Genomic DNA, 22,140 nt, shown 5'->3' on the forward strand with positions numbered 1-22,140 from the left:
ATTAAGACTCCTCCGAAGATGGCTGGAGCTTGCTGCAGTCATCCAGCAAGCGAAAGAACAGGGCGATGAAATCCCTGGCGTGAGCGAAGGCCGGACGCGGCGCTTCCATCCGGTGCAGGTCATCGACAATGAACGAAAAGATCATCCGCACCGCGCCATCACTAACCAGATAACCGACGTTGTTGTAATTGCGATAGCCGACGCCGTGCTTGTCGCCAATGTGCCCCACATCATCCATCCAGCTCCTCACAGCAGTGGTGTCCTGCTGGGCACGCATCGCGTCAAGGCCGAACCGGCAAAGTTGCGGGCCGATGAAATTATTGCCCGGAGTCAGTCGCCCTTCCGCGCCATCGACCAAAAACGACAGAGCTGTTGCCAGATCCCACGCAGTTGTGGTGTTGACGGCGTCCAAGGAGTGATCGACAGTCAAAGCTGGGCTTGGTACCGACGACAGATGCCGGGTTTGACGCAGACCAAGATCCATTGAAAGTGCATTCAGACGTTGCAAACCAATCCGTTCAACCAGATAAAACGTAGCGACATTGTCACTCAGCCCCATCATCAACTTGAGTAATTCGGCGATAGTGAATGCTCGAGGACTGTCCAACAGCCAGAGGCCACCACAGGTCTGGTTCCCTGCCCTGGAGTTATCCACCACAAGGATTTCCTCTAGCGCTAGCTCTGCGCGCTCAACCAGCAGCAGCGTACTCACAAGGATGTACAGCTTGCGGGTGCTCGAAGCAGGAGCACGCATGTGTTCGTTGAACACATGGCAGGTACCCTGCCTCACATCACGAACACACCAACGGTAGGCACAAGAGGACTCTTGCCTGGCGAGCTCGATCATTCGCTGACCGATGGTGTGCAAGGGCCATCCGCCACTGCCCAACCAATCCTGCATCTGAAGTTTATTCCTCATGTGGCACAACCTCCTGCAACTGTTCCCCGACAAGCATGGCAACCGCGTTCGTCTGGGAGCGGATAAAAAAATGATCGCCTTCGAAGAGGGATAACTGGCACCCTCGGGAGGTATGACGCCGCCAACCGGGATAGTCTTCAAACAGACAAGTGACCTTGTCCTGATTGCCCAGTAACAGATGGATGGGTGATGCAACGGGCATGACGGCACTTTTGGAGAGGTCGATCGCCAACTCAAAATCAGCCCGGATCATTGGCAGCGCCGTCTGCATCAAGAGTGAGTTGTCCAGCAGTTCCGGTGGTGTGCCGCCCAGTCCGGCCAGTACCCGTAGCAATGTCGAATCGCTCAGATCCCGCTCGCTAACAGCCATGGCACGAGTAAAACGCTCCGGCGAAAGGCAACCACTGATAAACAGCCGCGAGGCTTGCAACCCATAGTTACACTGCAACACCGACTGCAACTCAAATGCGATGCGCGCTCCAAGGCTATGTCCAAACAATGCGAATGGCGGTACACACTGGCGCAGGTAATGTTCGAGCAGGTAATCAACGACTTCATTTCGGGTCACCAAAGTCTTTAAGTCCCGAGCTGTGCCCCGCCCCGGCATGTCGACCGGAATGACCTTGATATGGGGCAGTACACGGCGCCAGCGTGCGTAGAATCCGGCACTGCCACCGGCATAAGAAAAGCAAAGCAGTGTCGGTGGTTCACGGTTCATTGAATGCCCTCGCCAGGTCCAGCAGTTCATTGACGTTACGCACCATTAAATCGCCCCAACCTTTCACCTCAGTGCTGGTAAAACGCTGGGTGTGGAACCATAAATTGAATCGCAAGTCATTGCCGTTGATTTCAACCACCAGATGCAGCCCCGGCACTCGTCGCATGTCCTCGACGTTGGCCCCCGACAGAACCCCCTCGCCTACAGGGCCAAGTATTTCTACCCCTTCGATCCATACCTTGCCCAGACTCGCAGCGGTGTGACGATAGTTAAGGAAGTTAATACCAAGATCGGAAAAGTAGGTGTCATGGGCCATCCCCGAAAATGCCGATACTTCATCGATCAACATCGTCGGGTGCATCAACGGATAGGCGTGCATGGCCTCCAGTGTGCGTGCAACCATTGCGATCCCGGTCAACCATTCGTGCTGCACAACAATCGGCACCGGTAACGGAGACGTGAACGGGCCGATCACATCGTTGAACTCACTCAATCCGCGACCGCTGTTGATGGCACTGATAATCAGTTGACCACAGCCAATCACCTCGGCCATGGTCGTGGCGTAGGCATACAAAATGGTGTTGAACACACTGAATCCGTTCTGCGCGGCCATTTTGCTCAATGTCCGGTGCGCACCAGCAACGTCAAAACTGTATCGCGACGACGAACAGACCGTGGTGGAGTCAAACCCAGGATGTCCAGGAAGCACCGTAGGTCTTTCGAATGCGTTATACAGCCCTTTGAAAAAAACTTTATCTCTAAGCCAGTCGCCATTGAAATACTGCTTTTGGCGGCGGGCGTAGTCGAGATAGTCGATGGTATGCTCGATCCTGGTCAACGGCTGTTCCCTGGCCATCTGATCAAGGCATTCACCAAAACGGTCGAACATCAAGGTCAGTGACTTGCCATCGAATTCCAAGTGCTGGACACCCAATAGGGCAATGAACCAAGGGCCTGCGATGTCGATAAAGTGCATGGCCCACGTCACATTATCCTCGGGCTTTGGCAACCCCTGCGCCATTGAACGTACAAGAGTCGTGATCTGACGTGTCTGCTGCACTTCGGATTGCTCACCGAGTTTGGTGAACAAAGTCCCGAAGCCTTCGACTACCTGTGCCGCCGTCTTGACCACGGGCTGGCCCCGTGGAAAAAACGTGCGTAACAATCGATGCTCGTCGATTACCTGCAGCAGCGCCTTGCGACAATGCTCGGCATCGAAGGAACAGTGAATCCGATACGGAATAATGCGCAAACCGTAATCTTGCCCGATAAGCGAAATCCACCGCGCCTGTTGCATGGAAACAACCATGTCCAGCACGTTGTTTTCCTCGGCGTCTTTGTTCGGCTGATTCGCTGCACGCCAAGCCGGCTGACTGACATGAACAAGCAATTCAGCGTGCAACTCGCTCAGTGCCTCGATGGCGTGGAAACGTTTGAGGCTCCACTGCAACCCAAATTGGGAACCCAAGGCGTTCTTCAGCTGTGTTAACGCCAGCGAGTCGAACCCTAACGACTGGAAGCCACACGACTTGATGGCGTCATAATCTCCCTGGCTTGCCGCCTCCAGCCCGACAAGCGCATCAGTGGTCGATAGCAGCCAGTTCTCTAGCAGTTGGCCGATTTCGCGCTCATCTTTACATTTGAGCAGACGCGTCGACACACTGTCCGGGTCCTTGCTTTCGCGATGACGGGACTCGGCTGTCAAGCGTTCCAGAAATCTTTGGCTGACTCGGGATCTGTCCGCTAATAGCTGCGCGTCGATGTTCATGTAAGCCACGTGGCGGGACGGACCACCCAAGAGCCTGCGGATGAACAGGTATCCCTGCTCGCAACTGTGGCTATTCAGACCGCCGGACTTGAGTATCTGCAAGCGCTGAAGTGCATCACGCAGTTTTCCGGCATCACCCCACACGCCCCAGTTGACCGTCAGCACTTGGCCCGCTTCAGGAAACAAGATAGCGTGGGCCGCATCGAGGAAAGCGCTAGCTGCCCCGTAAGCCAACTGTCCGCCGTTGCCCAGAATCGAAGTGGCCGAAGAAAAATTTAAAACACACTCAATCACCGTGCCTTGCTCACGCAGCAAGTGATACAGGCTCAGGACACTACTGCATTTGGCATCGAAAGATTGCTGCAGATCCGCAATTCCTATCTCGCTACATAATTTATCGTTGAGATCGACGGCCAAATTGAAGATTGTCGCCCGATGCACGACGGTCTGCCGCAAACACTGCGCACAATCGTCCCGCCCTTGATCAGTCGACAAGTCGAAACCCAGATAGCGCACGGTTGGATTACGCGTCATCAACCTGCGTAATGCGTCATTAGGCTGAGGTGCGCGGCCGATTACGCAAATGGATCCGCACTGATCTGCACAAAGGCGTTCTATCAGTTGTTGGCCAATGCCGCCCCCACCCCCGAGAAGCAGGTAGTGCGAGTCACGATCCACTTCACCATCCAGCAAGTCGTCAACCATCACGCGCTCCAGGCGCGGAACTTTGACCTGCCCTTGTTCTATCGTCACGACGAGCTCTTCAGTGAATGGCAACAGCAGGATCGGCCTCACCTCTTCGGCGCAATGAGGCTGCGCGTTTCTGAGAAAGTTGAGGACGATCACCTGTCGGTCAGGCTCCTCAAGCAACAAAGAACGCAGCATGCCCACAACACTATTAGCCACCGGCCCCGGCATCCGGTCACCATCGCTGTGAACCTGTTCGGCAAACAACAAGCAGATCTTCGGGTAAGTGCTTGTGATGCTGCGTATCAGGTCCAACGTCTGAACACAGGCACTGACTGCTGTAGATACGTGAGTGTCCAGTAGATGCCTCAAATCGAGATAGACCCGGTCGACACCGTCACCGTACTCTCGCCACAATTCGTCGAACGATCGCGTAGGGATATCCTTTCCGGCACCTGCCCAGAGATTAAGAGCGATACAGTGAAACTGTTTGAAAGCACCTTCCAAATAGCGGATCTCGTCCTGTACAGGTGTTCCGCCGGCAGTGAAAAATAGCACCTTCATGTTCGCTGCCACTTGCATGTCCATCGACGCTGCCGTGAGCGATTGCCAGACTGTCTGATACACCGGTTCGGTCGGGACAGACTCCGGTGGCGAAGCTTCTACCCAGCAGCGAACCCGCTGAAAAGGATAAGTCGGCAATTTTGAAAGGATAGGCGCCCGTTCCTGCGGCTCCGGGAAACGGACATCGATGCCCACCTGCAACAACTCGCCCAAGACGGTTAAATATTGCCTGTGATCTTTTCCCCTACCCTTGACCAACGGCAACACGTTCAGTCGATCGCCCCAGTCCCCCAGAACCAAGCCCGAGAGTATTGCTTTCGGCCCGATTTCAATAAGGTGAGTGCTGCCGTGTTCGTAAGCCGATGCCACACTCGCACTGAAGCTCACGGTTTCACGCAATTGCCGACGCCAGTATTGCGAGGTTGCCACTTCGTCTCCCGCCAGTTCACCCGTCAACGTGGAAATGAAGGGGCCGACCGGAGAGTGCATTTCGACAGTGTCCAGATAGACCTCGAAGCTCTCCAGCAAAGGGTCGAGCAGACTGGAATGCCCGGGACGTGAAATCTTCAGTCGCGTCGCATTGACGCCAGCGTCTAGCGCATTGGCCAGGAGTTGCTCAATCGCCTCCCGTGGTCCGGAAACCACCGTATTGCTCTTACCGTTCAATGCGGCAATAGACAAGTCACCCACTTCAGAGTCCATCAGTCCCGATGCACACGCGTGATCGCCTTCCAGCACGACCATCGCTCCGATATCACCGAGCGAATCCAGCAGTCGACCACGCTGCACGAGTATTCTGAATCCTTGCTCCGGGCTGAACACCCCTGCGATGCATGCGGCGGCATATTCCCCAAGACTATGTCCGAATAGAGCGACGGGGGTTACCCCATGACTTAGAAGCAGACGCGCCATTGCCACTTGCAACGCAAACGTCAGTGGTTGCGACAGTGCAATATCCTGTTCAATCCGTACGTCGGACAATAGGTCGACGGCGCGCGCACCAAAGGCTTCCTGACAAACCGGATCAAACGCATCCAGCTCAGACTTGAATAACGCTTCCTGCGCATACAGCCCGAGTCCCATCTCCCTATGCTCCGCGCCCTGACCGCTGAACATCACCCCCACCGCCGGGTTACGTCCGTTCGACGAACGATTAACGAAGGACAGCGCAGTCAGGGCTTCAATCGCTTCCGTACGCCGGCTGGCAACGATGTAAGTGCGATACCCAAGCAGCGATCTGGAAAATTTCAAGTTGGAGACAAAGGCAGGGAAACAGCCATCTGTCTCAGTTTCAAGAAACTGTCTATAGGCAATGCACAGGTCTCGCAGAGCGTTTGGGTCTTTGGCCGAAACGGGGATCAGGGAGGCCTGCTCATGGCCGGTGGAAAAGCGAGTCATCGATACTGTCGGTGCAGTCTCGAGAATCAAGTGCGAATTGTTGCCACCCAGCCCGAAACTGCTAACACCAACGATGACGTGAGGCTGGTTGATTGCAACCGGTTCACGGTTGACCTCAAAAGGTGTTTCTTCAATGTGTAGCTGCGGGTTGTACTGCTGAAAGTTGAGGGTCGGAGGTATCACTTTGTGCTTGGCAATCAGGATAGCTTTGATCACTCCAGCCATGCCCGCGGCCCACCCCAGATGTCCGATGTTGCCTTTGACGCTCCCTAAATAGCAGGTGTGTGCACAATCACGACCGGCAAAGGCATTGGCCAGCGCCTTGATCTCGATCGGGTCACCGATGGGGGTGGCAGTGCCATGAGCTTCGACATAGCTGATATCCGCTGGATCGACACCTGCCAACTCAAGTGCCTCGCGGATGACACGGGCCTGACCCGCAACTGATGGCGCCGACATACCAGCCCGGTGCGCACCGTCATTGTTGGTCGCCACCGAGCGAATCACGGCATGTATCTGATCGCCGTCGGCAAGCGCATCACTGAGCCTCTTCAATCCGACCACCGCCGCACCGGAACCGAAAACCGTTCCACTGGCCAGTGCGTCAAACGGGCGGCAGTGACCGTCAGAGCTAAACGGCATCCCTGGTTCAAAAAAGTAGGGAATCGATTGCGGAACCGAGATGGCAGCCGCGCCCACTAGTGCGGCATCGCACTCGCCCAGTAATAGGGCTTGAATCGCCGCATGAATACCGAACATGGACGTCGCACAAGCAGCTTGAACATTGACCGCTGGGCCACAGCAATTGAGTTTGTAGGCAATCCTGCTGGCTAAAAACTCTTTGTCAGTCGCCATGAATTGCGCCAGTGACTCGGAGGATTGATACAAGCCACAAGCAGTATCGTGCGCTTGCAGGCCATGGACATTGTTGATGAAGTAGGAACTGGGCCCGGCACCACAGAAAACCCCGATAGAGCCACTTCGCTCATTCAGCGATGCGTCCTCCAACACCTCCCATGCGCATTCGAGCAAGACTCTATGTTGGGGATCAAGTAGTTGGGCTTCCTTGAGGCTGAAGCCGAAAAAACCGTAATCAAACTCTTCAATGCCCGACAGCTCGGCGCGGGCACGCACCCGCCCGTCCACGTCAGATATGACCTGAATGCTTTCGAGGCCGGCCATAAGGTTTTGCCAGTATTGCCCCACCGATCCTGCCCCCGGAAACCGGCAAGACATCCCGACGATGGCAATTCTGCTCTCATCCAGTACGGCGCAGTAGTCCTCTTGGTTGCTCATGTCAGCCTCCATTTTTTCCACGAACACTGCGAATGGCAGTCGATCTCAGTTTTCGCTTGGTTACAGAGACGACCGGGACCTTTGGCTCAGGCACCTGCTCCGAGCACTGGACGATCCCGCACAGCAATCTGGGTGTCGGGTACTCGAACAGATCGGTCTGCCGAAAGCTGTGGCCTAATACGTGGCGCAACTCGGCTAACAAGGACATCAGTGTGAAAGAGTTCGCTCCCGCCTCCATGAAGTTGTCATCGATACCGAGTCGTTCGATCCCAAAACACTCCGCAGCGAGTTCACACACCAGTGTTTGAAGCTGCCCCATCGGTGCTACATAACAAGACGACAACTGCGATCTAAGCCCGCTGATCGGTGGCAGCTTCGCAGTGTCGGCTTTGCCGTTAATGGTTAACGGAATGCTTGAAATTTGTTTATAAAAAGACGGAAGCATATATTCCGGCAATGTTGCAGCAAGATGTGCATGCAAACTCAAACTCAGACCTTTATCGAACTCAGACGCCGCAAAATAAAGCACCAGCGAGGTCATCAAATTCGTTTGCAACGCCACGACAACGCAATCATCCACCAGCCCGGAATTCGTAACTGCAGCCTCTATTTCTTTCAACTCGACTCGATACCCACGAACCTTGCACTGGCGGTCAAACCGTCCCTTGTATTCGTATTGAGCCTGCCTGTTGAGAACGCACATATCGCCCGTGCTGTACATCCGCTCCAGAGTCAGAGGATGGGTGATGAACTTCTCCGCTGTTTGCTCCGGCATACGGAAATATCCCAACGCCAATGAACGACCCGAAATGTACAGTTGACCGCAGTCTCCCCGTGCCACAGGTTGTAACTGTTCATCAAGCAGCCAGGCATCACTGCCTGGTGTGACTTGACCGATCGGTGGCAGATCAGGCCATCCATCCGGTTCATCTTCGAGGTGGCAGGTCATCACCACATGTGTTTCTGATGGGCCGTAATGATTGATTAGTCGACAATGAGGATGAGACTTGAACCACTGCCTGACGGCTGGCGTGACTTTCAGTTGCTCTCCTGCCACGATCACCTGTTCCAAATCGACCAGTATCCCCCCTTCTTGAAGACCGAATTTCACCAGTGGGATCAGCATCGAGGTAGGCAGGAACAGACGTGTTACCTTTCCCGCAGATAAATAATCGAACAAGGCACGCAAATCTTTCTTATGTGCATCCGTGGCAACCAGTAAGCGGTCGCCGTAGCACAATGTTGCGTAGATCTCTTGAAATGAAACGTCAAACCCCTGTGCCGCGTACAACAATGTGGTGCCTTTCGACTCTTTTGCTTTAGCCATCCAGTCGATCAAAGTGCTGAGTGCTCGATAAGGCACCAGAACCGGTTTTGGTACGCCGGTGGTTCCAGACGTGAACACGACATACGCCGGTGTGTCATCCTCAGCTGTGAACATGAGCTCAGCGTCGTCAGTCACACTCCCTACCGCGTCTCCGGTATGTAAAAGACGCGTGCACTCCTGCAACATGCCTGTCAATTCAATCGTTTGTTGATGACTGACAAGGCATAAAGACAAATCTAGAGACGTAATCATCTGCCTCAATCGACTAATTGGGTAGTTACCATCCAGCGGAACAACCGTTCGACCCAATAAATGTATAGCAAGCACTGAAACAATGTACTCGACACTTTTACTCACCACCACACCGATCATCCCTGGCGAACTTTCCCTTGCAAGAATAAAAGCCAATCGACGCGCGCGACAATACAACTCATTATATGAAATTTCCGACAATGCATCAGCAATGGCCGGAAGCTGAGGACTTTCATGGACCTGATTCAAATACCTATTAATGAACAACATAACTCAACACTCCCGACGAGTACCAATTCGTACTACGAAGCTTCCAATCGGCTCTCGATTCTCAAACATAATTTGATGAGCTTCAGGTAAATCTTCAAGGGAAAAAGATCGGGTCAGGCATGGCTGCACATGACCTTCATCAATCAACTTATTAAATTCACGACATTGGTCAAGATTGGCAAAATGCGAACCTTGCAATCTTTTTTGACGCATCCAGAGATATCGGATATCGAACGTCCCTTTATATCCAGTGGTGCCAGCACAAGTGACTACCATTCCACCAGGAGCACAGACGAAAGATGAAGTCGGAAGGGTATCTTCACCCGGATGCTCAATTACAATTCGGGGGCATTTTCGCTCCCCAACCAGACGCCAGATCTCCTGCTGGAACCTCTTGGCCTCACCTAACCAGCAGGCGTACTTGGTTGGGTCTTGAATATCCTCAAGTCCCCCCCAATGCCCATAATCGTGTCGATTGATCGTGCCTTTTGCGCCGATCTCGCGACAATACGCGGCTTTTTCTTCGCTACTAACCACTGCTATAGGTATCGCCCCCGCAGCGTTGACCAACTGGATTGCCATGGATCCCATTCCACCACTGCCGCCCCATATCAGTACCACGTCTCCATGTTTCACCGTATGTGGTGCAAAGCCGTGCAGCATTCTGTAAGCCGTTGCCCCGCAAAGCATGTAGGACGCCGCTTGTTCCCAACTCAATCGCGCGGGCTTAGGCAAAATTGCCTGGCGCTTGACCCGGGTGTATTCAGCGAAAGCACCAAAGTTGATTTCGTAACCCCAGATCTTTGCCGACTTGTCCATGATTTCGTCGGCCACCGAATCGCGATCCCACCAACCGCAGTGCAGTACGACTTCATCGCCAATAGCGATATCGTCCACGTCTTCCCCAACGGCAACAACTATTCCGGATGCATCAGAACCGGCTATATGAAACTCAAAATCTTCACCGCGGACTCTTTGAAGTTCAATGACATCGATTGGGAATCCGCGTGCAGCCCAGACGCCATTATGATTTATACCAGCAGCCATGACCTTGACTAAGCATTCATCGGATTGAATGACTGGTACAGGGACGGTCTCAAGAGCAAATGCGGTTGACGGTGGACCGTACCTTTCAGACCTAATGGTTTGCGCCAACATTTTCTCAGGAATACTGACTTTTTTAGAACCAAGCATTACGCCTACTTCATCCATATCTTGACCTCCTTGAGCTTGAAACCCTGAACACCTAATTAGAATTCTCTTCCCTCCCCCAGCAACCGCAAGAAACTAACGACAAGAATCCGTAAAAACAAAAACTGATTACTCGACACACCACTGTCGACCAACCGACGACTAAAACTTAATACAATCTTAACGCTCGCGCAAAGAGCAAACCTAAATTTCAGACACTACTTACAACTAGCGAGCTACCGATCCTATTTCAGCAACAGAAACTTCCCAAAATAATGTCACTATCCTCCTACAACCTTTTAAACGTATAAAACACACCACATTAGTGTGTTGAAGAAACGTGAAACAGCTTGGATGTTTCTATGAAAAATCAACCCCTTACGGAAGCCCAGCATTCCAAGGGTAATTTTCGAAAGAAAATGCCCTCGGTTTAAAATTTCGCAAAAAAAAACCGGAGCCCTGTCACGGGTCTCCGGGTTTCTTTTTTTTTGCAGTGAACCTCAGTGACTACTCATCCCCGCCATATGCATCAACATCCGCAATGCCCCGGCTACTACACCCGAATGCAACCACACTGCCCAGCTTGATTAACACCAGCCACTCTAGGCGTTCGTACCAACCGTCTGCGTCAGCGGCCAACACCGCCAAGCCGCCTTTGAGGTCTGTGCATTCATCATGGACTACCTGAAAACCAACGCGGCCTTCTGGAAACGAAAAGACACAGGCTCGGGATCACGCTGGGTAAATGCCCGTGACAGTCCGCAATAACCGACTGTTCAAAGCACCGCCGCATGGCTACAGTCACTGGCTCAAAGCACCTGCGCAAGGAACATCCGCTTGAGCCTCACGCCTTCCCCTGACAGTGACTCCGCACAAGCAAAACCCGCCCCGGTGAGCCTGCGCGAAGCCTTTGGTTTCTGGCTCAAACTCGGTTTCATCAGTTTCGGCGGCCCGGCCGGGCAGATTTCCATCATGCATCAGGAACTGGTCGAACGCCGGCGCTGGATTTCCGAGCGGCGCTTTCTGCATGCCCTCAACTACTGCATGTTGCTGCCTGGGCCTGAAGCCCAGCAACTGGCGACCTACATCGGCTGGCTGATGCATCGCACCTGGGGTGGCGTGATCGCCGGGACACTGTTTGTGCTGCCGTCGCTGTTCATCCTGATCGCGCTGTCCTGGGTATACATCGCCTTTGGCGATGTGCCGGTGGTGGCCGGGCTGTTTTACGGGATCAAGCCGGCGGTGACCGCGATCGTGGTGCATGCAGCCCATCGCATTGGCTCCCGGGCCTTGAAAAACGGCTGGATGTGGGGCATCGCTGCGGCGTCATTCGTGGCCATCTTCCTGCTCAACGTACCGTTTCCCTTGATCGTGTTGGGAGCAGCGATCCTCGGTTATTTCGGCGGGCGTCTGGCGCCGGAAAAATTCAGCGGCAGCGGCCACGGCGCCGCGCAAAAATCCTTCGGCCCGGCGTTGATTGATGACGATACGCCAACCCCCGGGCATGCCCGCTTCAGTCGCGGCAAACTGCTGCGCCTGGTCCTCGTCGGTGCGGTCTTGTGGAGCTTGCCGATGGCGATCCTCACCGTGCTGTTCGGCTGGCACGGCACACTGACGCAGATGAGCTGGTTCTTCACCAAGGCTGCGCTGCTGACCTTTGGCGGCGCCTATGCCGTGCTGCCCTATGTGTATCAGGGTGCGGTCGGCCACTTTGGCTGGCTGACGCCGACGCAGATGATCGATGGCCTGGCACTGGGCGAGACCACCCCCGGGCCATTGATCATGGTGGTGGCCTTCGTCGGTTTCATCGGCGCTTACGTGCATCAGGTCTTCGGGCCGGAGCAGGCCTTTGTCGCCGGAGCCGTTGCCGCCACGCTGGTGACCTGGTTCACCTTCCTGCCTTCGTTCCTGTTCATCCTGGCAGGCGGGCCGCTGGTGGAGTCGACGCACAACGAACTGAAGTTCACCGCGCCACTGACAGCGATCACCGCCGCCGTGGTCGGCGTGATTCTCAACCTGGCGTGTTTCTTCGGTTACCACGTGATTTGGCCGAACGGCTTTGGCGGTCACCTGGACTGGCCTTCGGCGTTGATCGCACTGGCTGCGGCGATTGCGTTGTTTCGCTTCAAGCGCGGGGTGATTGAAGTGCTGATTGGCTGCGGGTTGATCGGCCTCGGGGTTCACCTTCTGGCTTGAATGGCGATCAATGAGCCGGGCCTGCCAGGGCCTGGTCCCGGCTCACCCGGGCATTGCAGAAATCGTCGTATTAGAGATTTACACGCCCGGGAATGCCCCCTACTATCGGTGTTCCGCGGAGGTTCACCAAACCCGCCTCCGACGTTTTCCGCCCTGGAAACACGCGCCATGAACACCTTGCCGTCAGAACAGCACCTGCTGAAAGTCTCGACGCCGGCCACCTCGCTACTGGCCACGGGCGGCACTGCCTCATGAAACGCATCGTCAACCTGCCCATGGCCCTGCGCCGTTCGAAACTGCGCCACTCCGCACGCCCGCCGGATAGCGCCCTGCTCGCCTGATCGCCGAGCTCCCTCCTATCAGTCCCTGTTCAGTCTTACGCAGATCCCTGTGGGAGCGGGCTTGCTCGCGAAGGCGGTGTGTCATCCGACATCAATGGTGACTGACACACCGCTTCGCGAACAAGCCCGCTCCCACCAGGGCTGCGCTCACCTGACTGGCATTGAGCTTCTTCGAATTCTGCCTGGACACTGACATGACTCAACGCTGCAATTCCTACTACACCGCCACCCTCAATCAGGACACCGACTACCCGACCCTGCAAGGCCAGCACCGGGTCGACGTGGTGATCATCGGCGGCGGCTTCACCGGCGTCGCCACGGCGCTCGAGCTGGCGGAAAAAGGCCTGAAAGTCGCCATCGTCGAAAGCCACAAGATCGGCTGGGGCGCCACCGGGCGCAACGGCGGCCAGGTCACCGGCAGCCTGTCGGGCGACGAGGCCATGCGCAAACAGATGCGCCGCACCCTGGGCGAAGAGGTCGACGATTTCATCTGGCATCTGCGCTGGCGCGGGCATCAGATCATCCAGCAGCGGGTGGACAAATACGCCATCGCCTGCGACCTCAAGCACGGTCACCTGCATGCGGCCTACAAACCCGCGCACATGGACGGCTTGCGCAAGGACTACGACGAGGCAGTGCGCCGTGGCATGGGCGAGCAGGTCAGCCTGCTCGACCGCAGTCAGGTGCGCGACCTGCTGGAGAGTGACCTCTACCACGGCGCCATCAAGAACACCCGCAACATGCACCTGCACCCGCTCAACCTGTGCATCGGCGAGGCCCGCGCCGCAGAAAGTCTCGGCGCGCTGATCTTCGAAAACAGCGAGGTGCTGGAAATCATCCACGGACCGACGCCAGGCGTACGCACAGCCCAGGGTCGCATCGACGCCAATCAGGTGCTGCTGGCCGGCGACGTCTATCACAAGCTCGAACCGGGCAAGCTCAAGGGCAAGATTTTCCCGGCCATGGGCGGCATCGTCACCACCGCACCGCTGGGCGACCTCGCCAGGCAGATCAACCGCGAAGACCTGGCGGTCTACGACTGCCGCTTCGTGCTCGACTACTACCGCCTCACCGCCGACGGTCGCCTGTTGTTTGGGGGCGGCGCCAACTACAGCGGCAAGGACTCACGGGACATCGCCGCCGAACTGCGCCCGTGCATCGAACAGACCTTCCCGGCGCTCAAAGGCGTGGCGATCGATTTCCAGTGGAGCTGCGCCATGGGCATCGTGATCAACCGCATCCCGCAACTGGGCAAGCTCTCGGACAACGTCTGGTATTGCCAGGGCTACTCCGGACACGGCATCGCCACCACCCACATCATGGGCGAAATCATGGGCCGGGCCATCACCGGGCAGCTCGAACAGTTCGACACCTTTGCCGCCTGCCAGCACATCCGCGTGCCCATGGGCGACCTGCTCGGCAACCCGATGCTCGCCGCTGGCATGTGGTACTACCAGATGCTCGAACGATTGCGCTGAGGCGCTGGCGCGGCACATTACGTAAGCCGGGGCTCGGGGTGAGGCGTCCATCTGCACCACCCCGACCCCCGGCACCCGGTCATCCTCGACGTTGCCCGTGGCCACAAACCCGGCAGCAAAGCAACGCAGCCAAGTATCATTTCTTTCGATCATTCAAATCATGAAGGCGAATTTTTTATTTTTTCGTGACCTGTTCAAGATAGCGCCGTCTCTACATGCTTTGGATGGAAACTTCATGAATCTCAATTTTGCTTTCGCGTGCATGATCGTGGTCTCGTTTGCCATTGCATTGGGCCATGCCTGATCTGCCGCGCCAGGAACAACCCTCGTGACTGGCCGCCAGAAGCCTGACAGTTCCAGCCGACATGATTTCGATCAAGGGAACTGAAAGCGTTCCCCGGTATTTTTATCTCTCCAACAACGCGGGCAATTGGATGCCAGCCAGGAGAGGCCACGATGAAAACCCTGAAAATAGCTGCCAGCGAAGGCACCGTTGAAACGTTCCAGAACACCCGCGAGGTCGTCCCGCTCAGCCATACCGACTACACCGACGTCGCAGTGGCGGTGGTGTCGGTCAATGATGTCCTGGCTGGCGCTTTGGATGTCATCCAGCGTACCGGTTTCGATATTCCGATTTTTCTGGTGGCTTCCCCGGGCACCAGCACCCACCCCCGGGAAGTCTACAAGCACCTGACCGACGTGCTGTTGCAGGTGAAAGGCATTTTCGATCTGTCGCGCAGCAACGTCGAATACCATGGCAACCAACTGGAAACAGCAGCCAAGGCCTATGAAGATAGCCTGCTGCCGCCCTTCTTCGACTCGCTCAAGCATTACACCGAATCGGCCAACGCCACCTTCGCCTGCCCCGGCCACCAGGGCGGCCAGTTCTTTCGCAAACACCCCGCAGGCCGCCAGTTCTTCGACTTTTTCGGCGAAACCCTGTTTCGCGCCGACATGTGCAATGCCGACGTCAAACTCGGCGACCTGCTGATCCACGAAGGTCCGGCACTGCTCGCGCAAAAACACGCGGCGCAGGTGTTCAACGCCGACAAGACTTACTTCGTGCTTAACGGCACCTCGGCCTCGAACAAGGTGGTGACCAATGCCCTGCTCACCCCTGGCGACCTGGTGCTGTTCGACCGCAACAACCACAAGTCCAACCACCAGGGCGCACTGATCCAGGCCGGAGCGACGCCGGTATATCTGGAAACCGCGCGCAATCCCTACGGTTTCATCGGTGGCATCGACGCCCACTGTTTCGAAGAAGACTATCTGCGTGAGCTGATCGCCGAGGTCGCACCGGACAAGGCACAGCTGCCACGACCATTTCGCCTGGCGATCATTCAGTTGGGCACCTATGACGGCACGGTCTACAACGCCCGGCAAGTCGTGGATCGCATCGGCAAGCTGTGTGACTACATCCTGTTCGACTCGGCCTGGGTGGGCTATGAGCAGTTCATTCCGATGATGAAGGACTGCTCGCCACTGCTGCTCGAACTTGATGAGAACGACCCCGGCATCTTCGTCACCCAATCGGTGCACAAGCAGCAGGCCGGTTTCTCCCAGGCCTCGCAGGTGCACAAGAAAGACCGGCACATCAAGGGCCAGGCCCGTTACTGCAACCATCACCGCTTGAACAACGCCTTCATGGCCCAGGCTTCCACCAGCCCGTTTTACCCGCTGTTCGCCTCCCTGGACGTGAATGCGCGCATTCATGCCGGTCGCAGCGGCCTGCGCCTGTGGGAAGACTGCGTGAAGTTCGGCATTGAGGCGCGCAAGCTGATTCTGGAAGCCTGCACCCTGGTGCGTCCGTTCGTGCCCGACAGGATCGATGGACGCGAGTGGGAAGATTATCCGACTGAAGAGATTGCCCGTGACCTGCGCTTCTTCGAATTCCATCCGAAGGATCGCTGGCACGCGTTCGGCGGCTACGCCGAGAAGCAATACTTCATCGACCCCTGCAAGTTGCTGTTCACCACCCCCGGCATCGATCCGGTCGATGGCAGCTACACCGACTTCGGCATCCATGCCGGCATTCTCGCCAACTTCCTGCGCGAGAACGGCATCGTTCCGGAAAAGTGCGACCTCAATTCGATCCTGTTCCTGCTCACGCCGGCCGAAGACTGGGCGAAGATGACCCACCTCGCCGCGCAGATCGCCCGCTTTGAACGCTTCGTCAATGAAGACGCACCGATGAGCCGGGTGTTGCCGACGATCTATGCGCAGCATCAGGAGCGTTACCGCAACTACAGCATCCGCCAGCTCTGTCAGGAGATGCACGACCTGTACCGCCAGCACAACGTGCAGCAGTTGCAGAAGGCGATGTTCCGCAAGGAACACTTCCCGAAAATAGCCATGAACCCGCAGCAAGCGCAGATCGAATACATCCGTGGCAACGTCGAGCTGGTGGCGCTGGCGGACGCCGAGGGGCGAATCGCCGCCGAAGGTGCCCTGCCCTATCCGCCTGGCGTGCTGTGCGTAGTGCCGGGGGAAGTCTGGGGCGGCGCGGTGCTCAAGTACTTCCTGGCGCTGGAAGAAGGCATCAATGCGTTGCCGGGGTTCACGCCGGAGCTGCAAGGTGTGTATCTGAAGGAAGTTGAGGGTCGCACACGGGCCTTTGGGTACGTCATCAAGGCCTGAACCACCCCCGGAGCTGGCTTGCCAGCGATGGCGGTCTTCAATGGTGCATCGCCAATGCAGACGCCATCGCCAGCGAGCCGGCTCCTACGGGTGGTGCAAGATCGCAACCTTCGGCAGCGCCTACACAGGCACATCCTGCCCGCAGGCGCCGGTTTGTGGCAGCAGGCTGATTTCGACTCGTCGGTTGGCCGCTCGCCCGGCTTCGGTGTCGTTGCTGGTGACCGGCTGGCTGGACGCAAAGCCCTGGACAGCAAAACAACTGTCAGGGATGTCGCCCATGCGTTGCATCCAGTCACGCACCGCAGAGGCACGGGCATGGGACAGCTGGAAATTCTGCTGCGCACTGCCGCGGCCATCCGTATGCCCGCCAATGACGATCAGCCAGCCAGGCTGAGCCTTGATATCCACCAGAGCGCTGACCAGAATCTTGGTCGAACCCGGCTTGAGCTCGGCGCTCCCGGCGTCGAACAGCGACAGGCTGTCCAGGCGCACCGGTGCGACAACAGTGGGTGCCGGCTCCAGTAACTGCGCCAGGCGCTGCTCGCCGACACCGGACGAGCCCAGCCACCAGGCGCCACTGACCAGGCCAGTCACAACGGCGGCCGCAGCCAGCCACCGCGCCACAGGACGCCTGACCCCAGGCATTTCAGGCATGGGCATGGGATTAGGCGGCAATATCACCACAGGCATCATCACAGCCGTCGCCGGCTCCCTTGCCGGCGGCGAGAGTGTGCCGACCACAACGCTGGTGTGTTGCATGCGCCGGATCAGGCTCTCGATCTGCTGGCGCAAGGCATGCAAGGCAACCACCGGCGGTTGGGCGTGTTGCTCCAGACGCTGCTGCAAGCGCGCAAGCCCGCTGTCGAGTTGCAGCAGCTCGGGGAAGTGTGGCGCGCCTGTCCCCAAGGTGCGCAGCAACGCCTGCCACTGCACGCACAACCAGGCCAGGATATCCAGGCGCACCGACGCCATGGGGGGCCAACAGGCCGCCCATTGGCCGCACAGGGTTTCAATCAGCGTCACTCCCTGGCACATGCCTTCCACACCATGCCGCTGGCTGCGTGCCAGGGCAAACGCGGCGGCCGTCTGCAGGTCCGCGCCGTTGTGGTCGAACAGCGTCAGGCACCACTGTTCCACCCTGGCCCAATCCACGTCGGGACAGGCCGGATGACTCAGCTTCGCCAGCTCCTCGCGCAACGCAATAAACTCACCATGACCGCGCGGATCACCGCCCAGCCGAATACGCATTTCATATAGCACCGTCAGCCTCCATTGCTTTATTGGGTCAGGATTGCGACAGCCATTGCTGTCGTTTCAGATGTCGCACCAGGACTTTGCCCTCCGGTGCCAGGGTGGTGCCGAAGGTGACCTGCCGGCCGTTTTTGAGCCGTACATCGAGGCTGTACTCCAGATGGCCTGGCAAAGCCTGATCGAGCGTTTCGATGTGCACGCTCGCCAGGCGCGGCTCGTACTTGACCAGGGTGTCCGCCATGTCCCTCAGCAGCCCGTGCGCCGAGCCCGGCAGGCCCTGCAGGATCCGGCCCATGTCGGGAAGACCGTAATCGGGCAGATGCGCGAGTGTCCCGGCGCGGCTGTTGAGGATACGTTGCAGGTTGTCCAGCACCGACAGCGTGTGCTGGTCCTCTTCGTTGACTTGATGAAGCTCCAGGTCTCCGTCGAAGTTCTGCAGCAGCGTTTCGTAAAGCGAAGGATTGAGATCGGCCATGGTCATTTCCGGGCCAGTTCGCGCAAGGTCAACTGGTTGTCCCCCAGCTCGATGACCCGCGCCCGGTCCGGATCAAGGTCGTCGCGATTCAAGGTCAGGCGCCAGGTATTGGCCTGCACGTCGGGGTTGCGAAACAACCCGACCACCGTGACGAAACGCGCGTCCTTGTCCAGCGGCACATTCAATTGCGCACCTTCGCCCGGCTTGATCACCAGTGCCCGGGTATCGAGCAACGCGCCAGCGAGCACCTGTTCGTCGCCACTGAGCAGGCTGTCGTAGGTCGCCCTTTGCAGCGCCTTGCTATCGCTCAGTTGATAGACCCGTACCAGGGTCGGAACCGACATCGCATTCATCTCCGCGGCATCGGTGTTGATGGCCGTGCGGGCACTGAAATCCAGGTGCAGGTCTTTCACCTGCTTGTAGAAAATCGAACGGGTGGCGGAGGCCGTGCCTTCGCTGACCGTCTGGGTGACGCCGCAGCCGCCGAGCAGTACCGCCAGCGCTACCAGGATCAATGGATTACCAACGGTACGCGACATGTTGTGCTTCCCTGTTCCGAGTGTTCTTCGACAGGCCCTGATAGCGGCCCAGATTGATGGTGATACTGTCGTCTTGCGCGTCCTGCCAGGTGGCGCACCCCGAACCCAGCATGCCGGTCATGCCCAGGCGGATCGGCGCCCGCCCCAGCAACGGTTGCGGCAGGCTGCGCACCGGCAACGAGAGCTGCAGCCTGGCGGTGCAACGCCAGCCGAGATAGACCCGCAGCAACACCAGCAGGTCGTTGTACAGCGGGCCATCGGGCAACCAGCCCCGCGCTTCGTCCTGGTCCCGGGTGAACAGCGCCAGGTGCAGCTGGCTGTTGGCGTCGAATCCGTTGCTCCCCAGCGGCGTGCCCTGGGACAGGCTGACCGGACGACTCGCCGACAGGCTCGCCGGATGCGCCAGGGGGATTTTCTGCGGCCAGTGCGGCGTGATCCTGGCACGGGTTTCAGGAGCCAGCAGCGCTACCAGCGCGGTGATGCCTTCGGCATTGCGAGTGGGCATGCGCATCACACTGAGCAGTGCAAGAAAGCGCGAAACCGGCGTGGCAATGCGCTTGGCGGTGCCGGGGATCCCCAGCCCGACCAGCCCCAGCAGGCATTGCGAAGTCGCATCAGTGCCTCCGGCTTCGAAGGACGCCGGGTAGGAATACTTGCGCCAGATCCGGTAGAACTGGGTGAAGATCCGGTGGTTGAAAATATCCAGGAACGCCTCTAGCGCCTCATGCCCGTCGCGGCGTTGGGCAATGTCGTCGATAAAGGCCGTCGGCAAAGGTGAATCCACGCCGTACAAGCCCAACAGCCGCGTGCGTACCGTCGCCGGGCGCAGCGGTTGTCGGTCATCGATTTCGATGGCTTTGAGCTCACCGGCAGGAAAGCCCATGCCGGGGTCCGGGCGAAAGCGTACCGGGTCGTCCGCCGGGTGGCTGGTGCTGCCCAGCGGCGGATTTCCCGGCAGGGCTTGCTCCAGCAGCTGGCAGAAACGGTACAGGCTGGCTTCGGCCACCCGCCCTTGCAGCGCTTCGAGCAATCCCGCGGCTTTCAGCCGGGAATACGCTGACTGTGGTTCTCGTTCCATCGCAGGCACTTTCCAGTAGGTTGAAGGATCAGCGTGAGCTGGTTGAACAGGTGAATGTCGGCGTACAGGGCGAAGAAACGATGGAGCATCTCGCCAAACAGACTGATGTCGCCCTCGCCGCAAAAACCGTTGGCATCGAGGGTCACTTCGATGTCCACGCCGCGCAGCAGAAAGCCCTTTTCGAAACGCTGCACCAAGTGGTGTTTGACGTCGACGATGGCCGCCAGACGACGGCGGTTCAGCTCGCTGCCGGTCCAGTCGTACAGCGCCAGGGTGCCGCGCAGCACCTCGGCGTTATCAAGCATCGGCAGGAAGTTCGAACCCAGGTGGCTGAGCACGCGCCAGTGGAACCGGTCGTTGTTCGGCGGATAGCACGGCAAGGTCGGCGCGCTCAGGTTGTGCACGCGCAAGCCGGTCAAGGCGGTGTTGACCAAGGTGTCGAGGACGGTGCTTTGCAACGCCTTGCGTGGCAGCTGGCCGTGGGTGCCGGTCAGTTGCAGGGACAGGCTTTGGCTGCCCGGCACGCGATCCTCTTCGAAGCCGTCGCCGCCGAGGATCAGCCAGGTATCGTGCAGGCCGTTGGCGCCACGCTTGAGGCGGGTATGGAAGTAACGCTCGGGCGCCTCGTCGCGCAGCATGCCGCCCTTGTGACGAAAACTGCTGAAGGGGACGTAGTCCAGGCGCTCGGCGTTTTTCGAAGCGGTGACCCGGTCCACCGAGTAGATTTCCGTGTGACCGTCCTGCAGGCGCATGGGGCGCAACAGGTAGTCGGTTTGCAACGGATCCAGCAGCATCGGGTCGGCTTCCAGGGTGAACAGATTGATCACCGGTACCGCATGCAGGCGAAGGTGTTCTGCACTCAGGTTGAATGCCTGCGGCCACGACTCGCGCAGGACCACCTCCAGTTCGAACCAGGGCATGTTCGCGGTGATGTTCACCTGCTCCAGGCCATGGAGGGTGACGAACATGAACTTCTCGCGGAAGGTGAAATATTCCAGCAGCAACTGATAACCGCTGAACGCGCTGTCGCCCTTGGGCCACAGGCGGTCCTCGTCGGCAAAGCCCTTGGGTGCGAAATGACCTGCCAGGGCAACCCGTTGCGCCTCGCCCGGCCGGCGCACATAGAACGCCTCGGCATTCAGGGTCAGGGCCTGATGCAGCGCGCTGGCCAGGGGCGCATCGGCGTTCAGGTACATCGGCAGGCGACTGAGGTCGATCTGGCTCCAGTCGATCTCCGTTGCGCAGGCAAACCGCAGGCACAACACCGAGCGGCCGTCGGGCTCATGGGCCAGGCGCAAGGATTGCAGTTCGATGGGTTGCAGCCGCAGGTCCTGGGTGGTGGTGTAGCGACATTGGGTTCGCTGGGGGCCGATGGGTTGCGAGAGCACTTCCTGGCCGGCGGCGATCAGTTCGCTGCGCTTGATCGTTGTCAGTTGCGCCTTGAACTCGACGATCGACAGCGAGGGAATGGTGCGCAGGTAATGGGGCCACAACAGGCTGACCAAGCCTTCGGTCAACTCCGGCAGGTCGTCATCGAGCTTTTCCCGCAGGCGCCCCATCAGAAAGGCGAAACCTTCGAACAGGCGCTCCACGTAGGGATCGCGGGCGCCCGGTTTGTCCAGGTTCAATTGCGCCGCGCGGTCGGGGAACGCTTGCGCGAACTCCTGGCCGGCTTCGCGCAGGTAACGCATCTCGGCGTCGTAATAACGCAGGGTCAGATTGTCCATGCTGAAAAATCCTGATAAATGAGGT

13 protein-coding genes and 1 pseudogene are annotated in these 22,140 nt (G+C 57.8%); 4 read left to right on the plus strand and 10 right to left on the minus strand.

Features of this window, described 5'->3' with window-relative positions:
• Position 1 precedes the first annotated feature (1 nt).
• From AC07OG_RS24330 to ccrA, 5 genes are read right to left on the minus strand one after another with little or no spacing between them, the layout of a single operon-like run.
• Positions 2-919, minus strand: coding sequence for a serine hydrolase (locus tag AC07OG_RS24330; RefSeq protein WP_495068304.1), 918 nt, complete (start codon positions 917-919; stop codon positions 2-4).
• The gene (locus AC07OG_RS24335; protein WP_495068305.1) at positions 909-1,637 is read right to left on the minus strand and encodes a thioesterase II family protein; all 729 of its coding nucleotides are present in this window, start codon (positions 1,635-1,637) and stop codon (positions 909-911) included. Before AC07OG_RS24335 ends, AC07OG_RS24330 begins: the two co-directional genes overlap by 11 nt.
• The gene (locus tag AC07OG_RS24340) at positions 1,627-7,350 is read right to left on the minus strand and encodes a beta-ketoacyl synthase N-terminal-like domain-containing protein (protein WP_495068306.1); all 5,724 of its coding nucleotides are present in this window, start codon (positions 7,348-7,350) and stop codon (positions 1,627-1,629) included. The genes AC07OG_RS24335 and AC07OG_RS24340 overlap by 11 nt, the downstream gene beginning before the upstream one ends.
• 1 nt (position 7,351) lies before the next feature.
• Complete coding sequence (locus tag AC07OG_RS24345; protein ID WP_495068307.1) at positions 7,352-9,199, minus strand: non-ribosomal peptide synthetase; 1,848 nt, start codon at positions 9,197-9,199, stop codon at positions 7,352-7,354.
• A 3-nt stretch (positions 9,200-9,202) separates the two neighbouring features.
• A complete protein-coding gene (ccrA, locus tag AC07OG_RS24350) occupies positions 9,203-10,411 on the minus strand; it encodes a crotonyl-CoA carboxylase/reductase (protein ID WP_495068308.1) in 1,209 nt (402 codons plus the stop codon).
• 600 nt (positions 10,412-11,011) lie between these two features.
• Here ccrA and AC07OG_RS24355 point away from each other — a divergent pair.
• From AC07OG_RS24355 to speF, 4 genes and pseudogenes are all read left to right on the plus strand, one after another.
• Positions 11,012-11,158, plus strand: a pseudogene (locus AC07OG_RS24355) (molybdenum cofactor biosynthesis protein MoaE); the annotation flags it as partial.
• Positions 11,159-11,227: 69 nt separating this feature from the next.
• Positions 11,228-12,586 carry a chromate efflux transporter gene (gene chrA / locus AC07OG_RS24360; RefSeq protein WP_060541963.1) on the plus strand — a complete coding sequence of 453 codons (1,359 nt, stop codon included), beginning with the start codon at positions 11,228-11,230 and terminating at the stop codon, positions 12,584-12,586.
• A 535-nt stretch (positions 12,587-13,121) separates the two neighbouring features.
• A complete protein-coding gene (locus AC07OG_RS24365) occupies positions 13,122-14,405 on the plus strand; it encodes an NAD(P)/FAD-dependent oxidoreductase (protein WP_218423864.1) in 1,284 nt (427 codons plus the stop codon).
• A gap of 456 nt (positions 14,406-14,861) precedes the next feature.
• The gene (gene speF / locus AC07OG_RS24370) at positions 14,862-17,045 is read left to right on the plus strand and encodes an ornithine decarboxylase SpeF (RefSeq protein ID WP_060541965.1); all 2,184 of its coding nucleotides are present in this window, start codon (positions 14,862-14,864) and stop codon (positions 17,043-17,045) included.
• A gap of 120 nt (positions 17,046-17,165) precedes the next feature.
• Here the strand turns inward: speF and AC07OG_RS24375 are convergent, their stop codons facing one another.
• From AC07OG_RS24375 to tssF, 5 genes are read right to left on the minus strand one after another with little or no spacing between them, the layout of a single operon-like run.
• On the minus strand, positions 17,166-18,293 hold the full coding sequence (locus AC07OG_RS24375; protein ID WP_495068309.1) for an OmpA family protein: 1,128 nt from the start codon (positions 18,291-18,293) through the stop codon (positions 17,166-17,168).
• Between the two features lie 37 nt (positions 18,294-18,330).
• A complete protein-coding gene (tssE, locus tag AC07OG_RS24380; protein WP_495068310.1) occupies positions 18,331-18,771 on the minus strand; it encodes a type VI secretion system baseplate subunit TssE in 441 nt (146 codons plus the stop codon).
• A gap of 2 nt (positions 18,772-18,773) precedes the next feature.
• Positions 18,774-19,310: a type VI secretion system lipoprotein TssJ gene (tssJ, locus tag AC07OG_RS24385; protein WP_060541968.1), complete on the minus strand. Its 537-nt coding sequence runs from the start codon at positions 19,308-19,310 to the stop codon at positions 18,774-18,776.
• Positions 19,291-20,388 carry a type VI secretion system baseplate subunit TssG gene (gene tssG, locus AC07OG_RS24390; RefSeq protein ID WP_495068311.1) on the minus strand — a complete coding sequence of 366 codons (1,098 nt, stop codon included), beginning with the start codon at positions 20,386-20,388 and terminating at the stop codon, positions 19,291-19,293. The genes tssJ and tssG overlap by 20 nt, the downstream gene beginning before the upstream one ends.
• The gene (tssF, locus tag AC07OG_RS24395; protein ID WP_060541970.1) at positions 20,352-22,115 is read right to left on the minus strand and encodes a type VI secretion system baseplate subunit TssF; all 1,764 of its coding nucleotides are present in this window, start codon (positions 22,113-22,115) and stop codon (positions 20,352-20,354) included. The genes tssG and tssF overlap by 37 nt, the downstream gene beginning before the upstream one ends.
• Between the last annotated feature and the right edge of the window lie 25 nt (positions 22,116-22,140).

The sequence above is a fragment of the Pseudomonas sp. GW821-FHT09H03 genome, assembly GCF_059415945.1.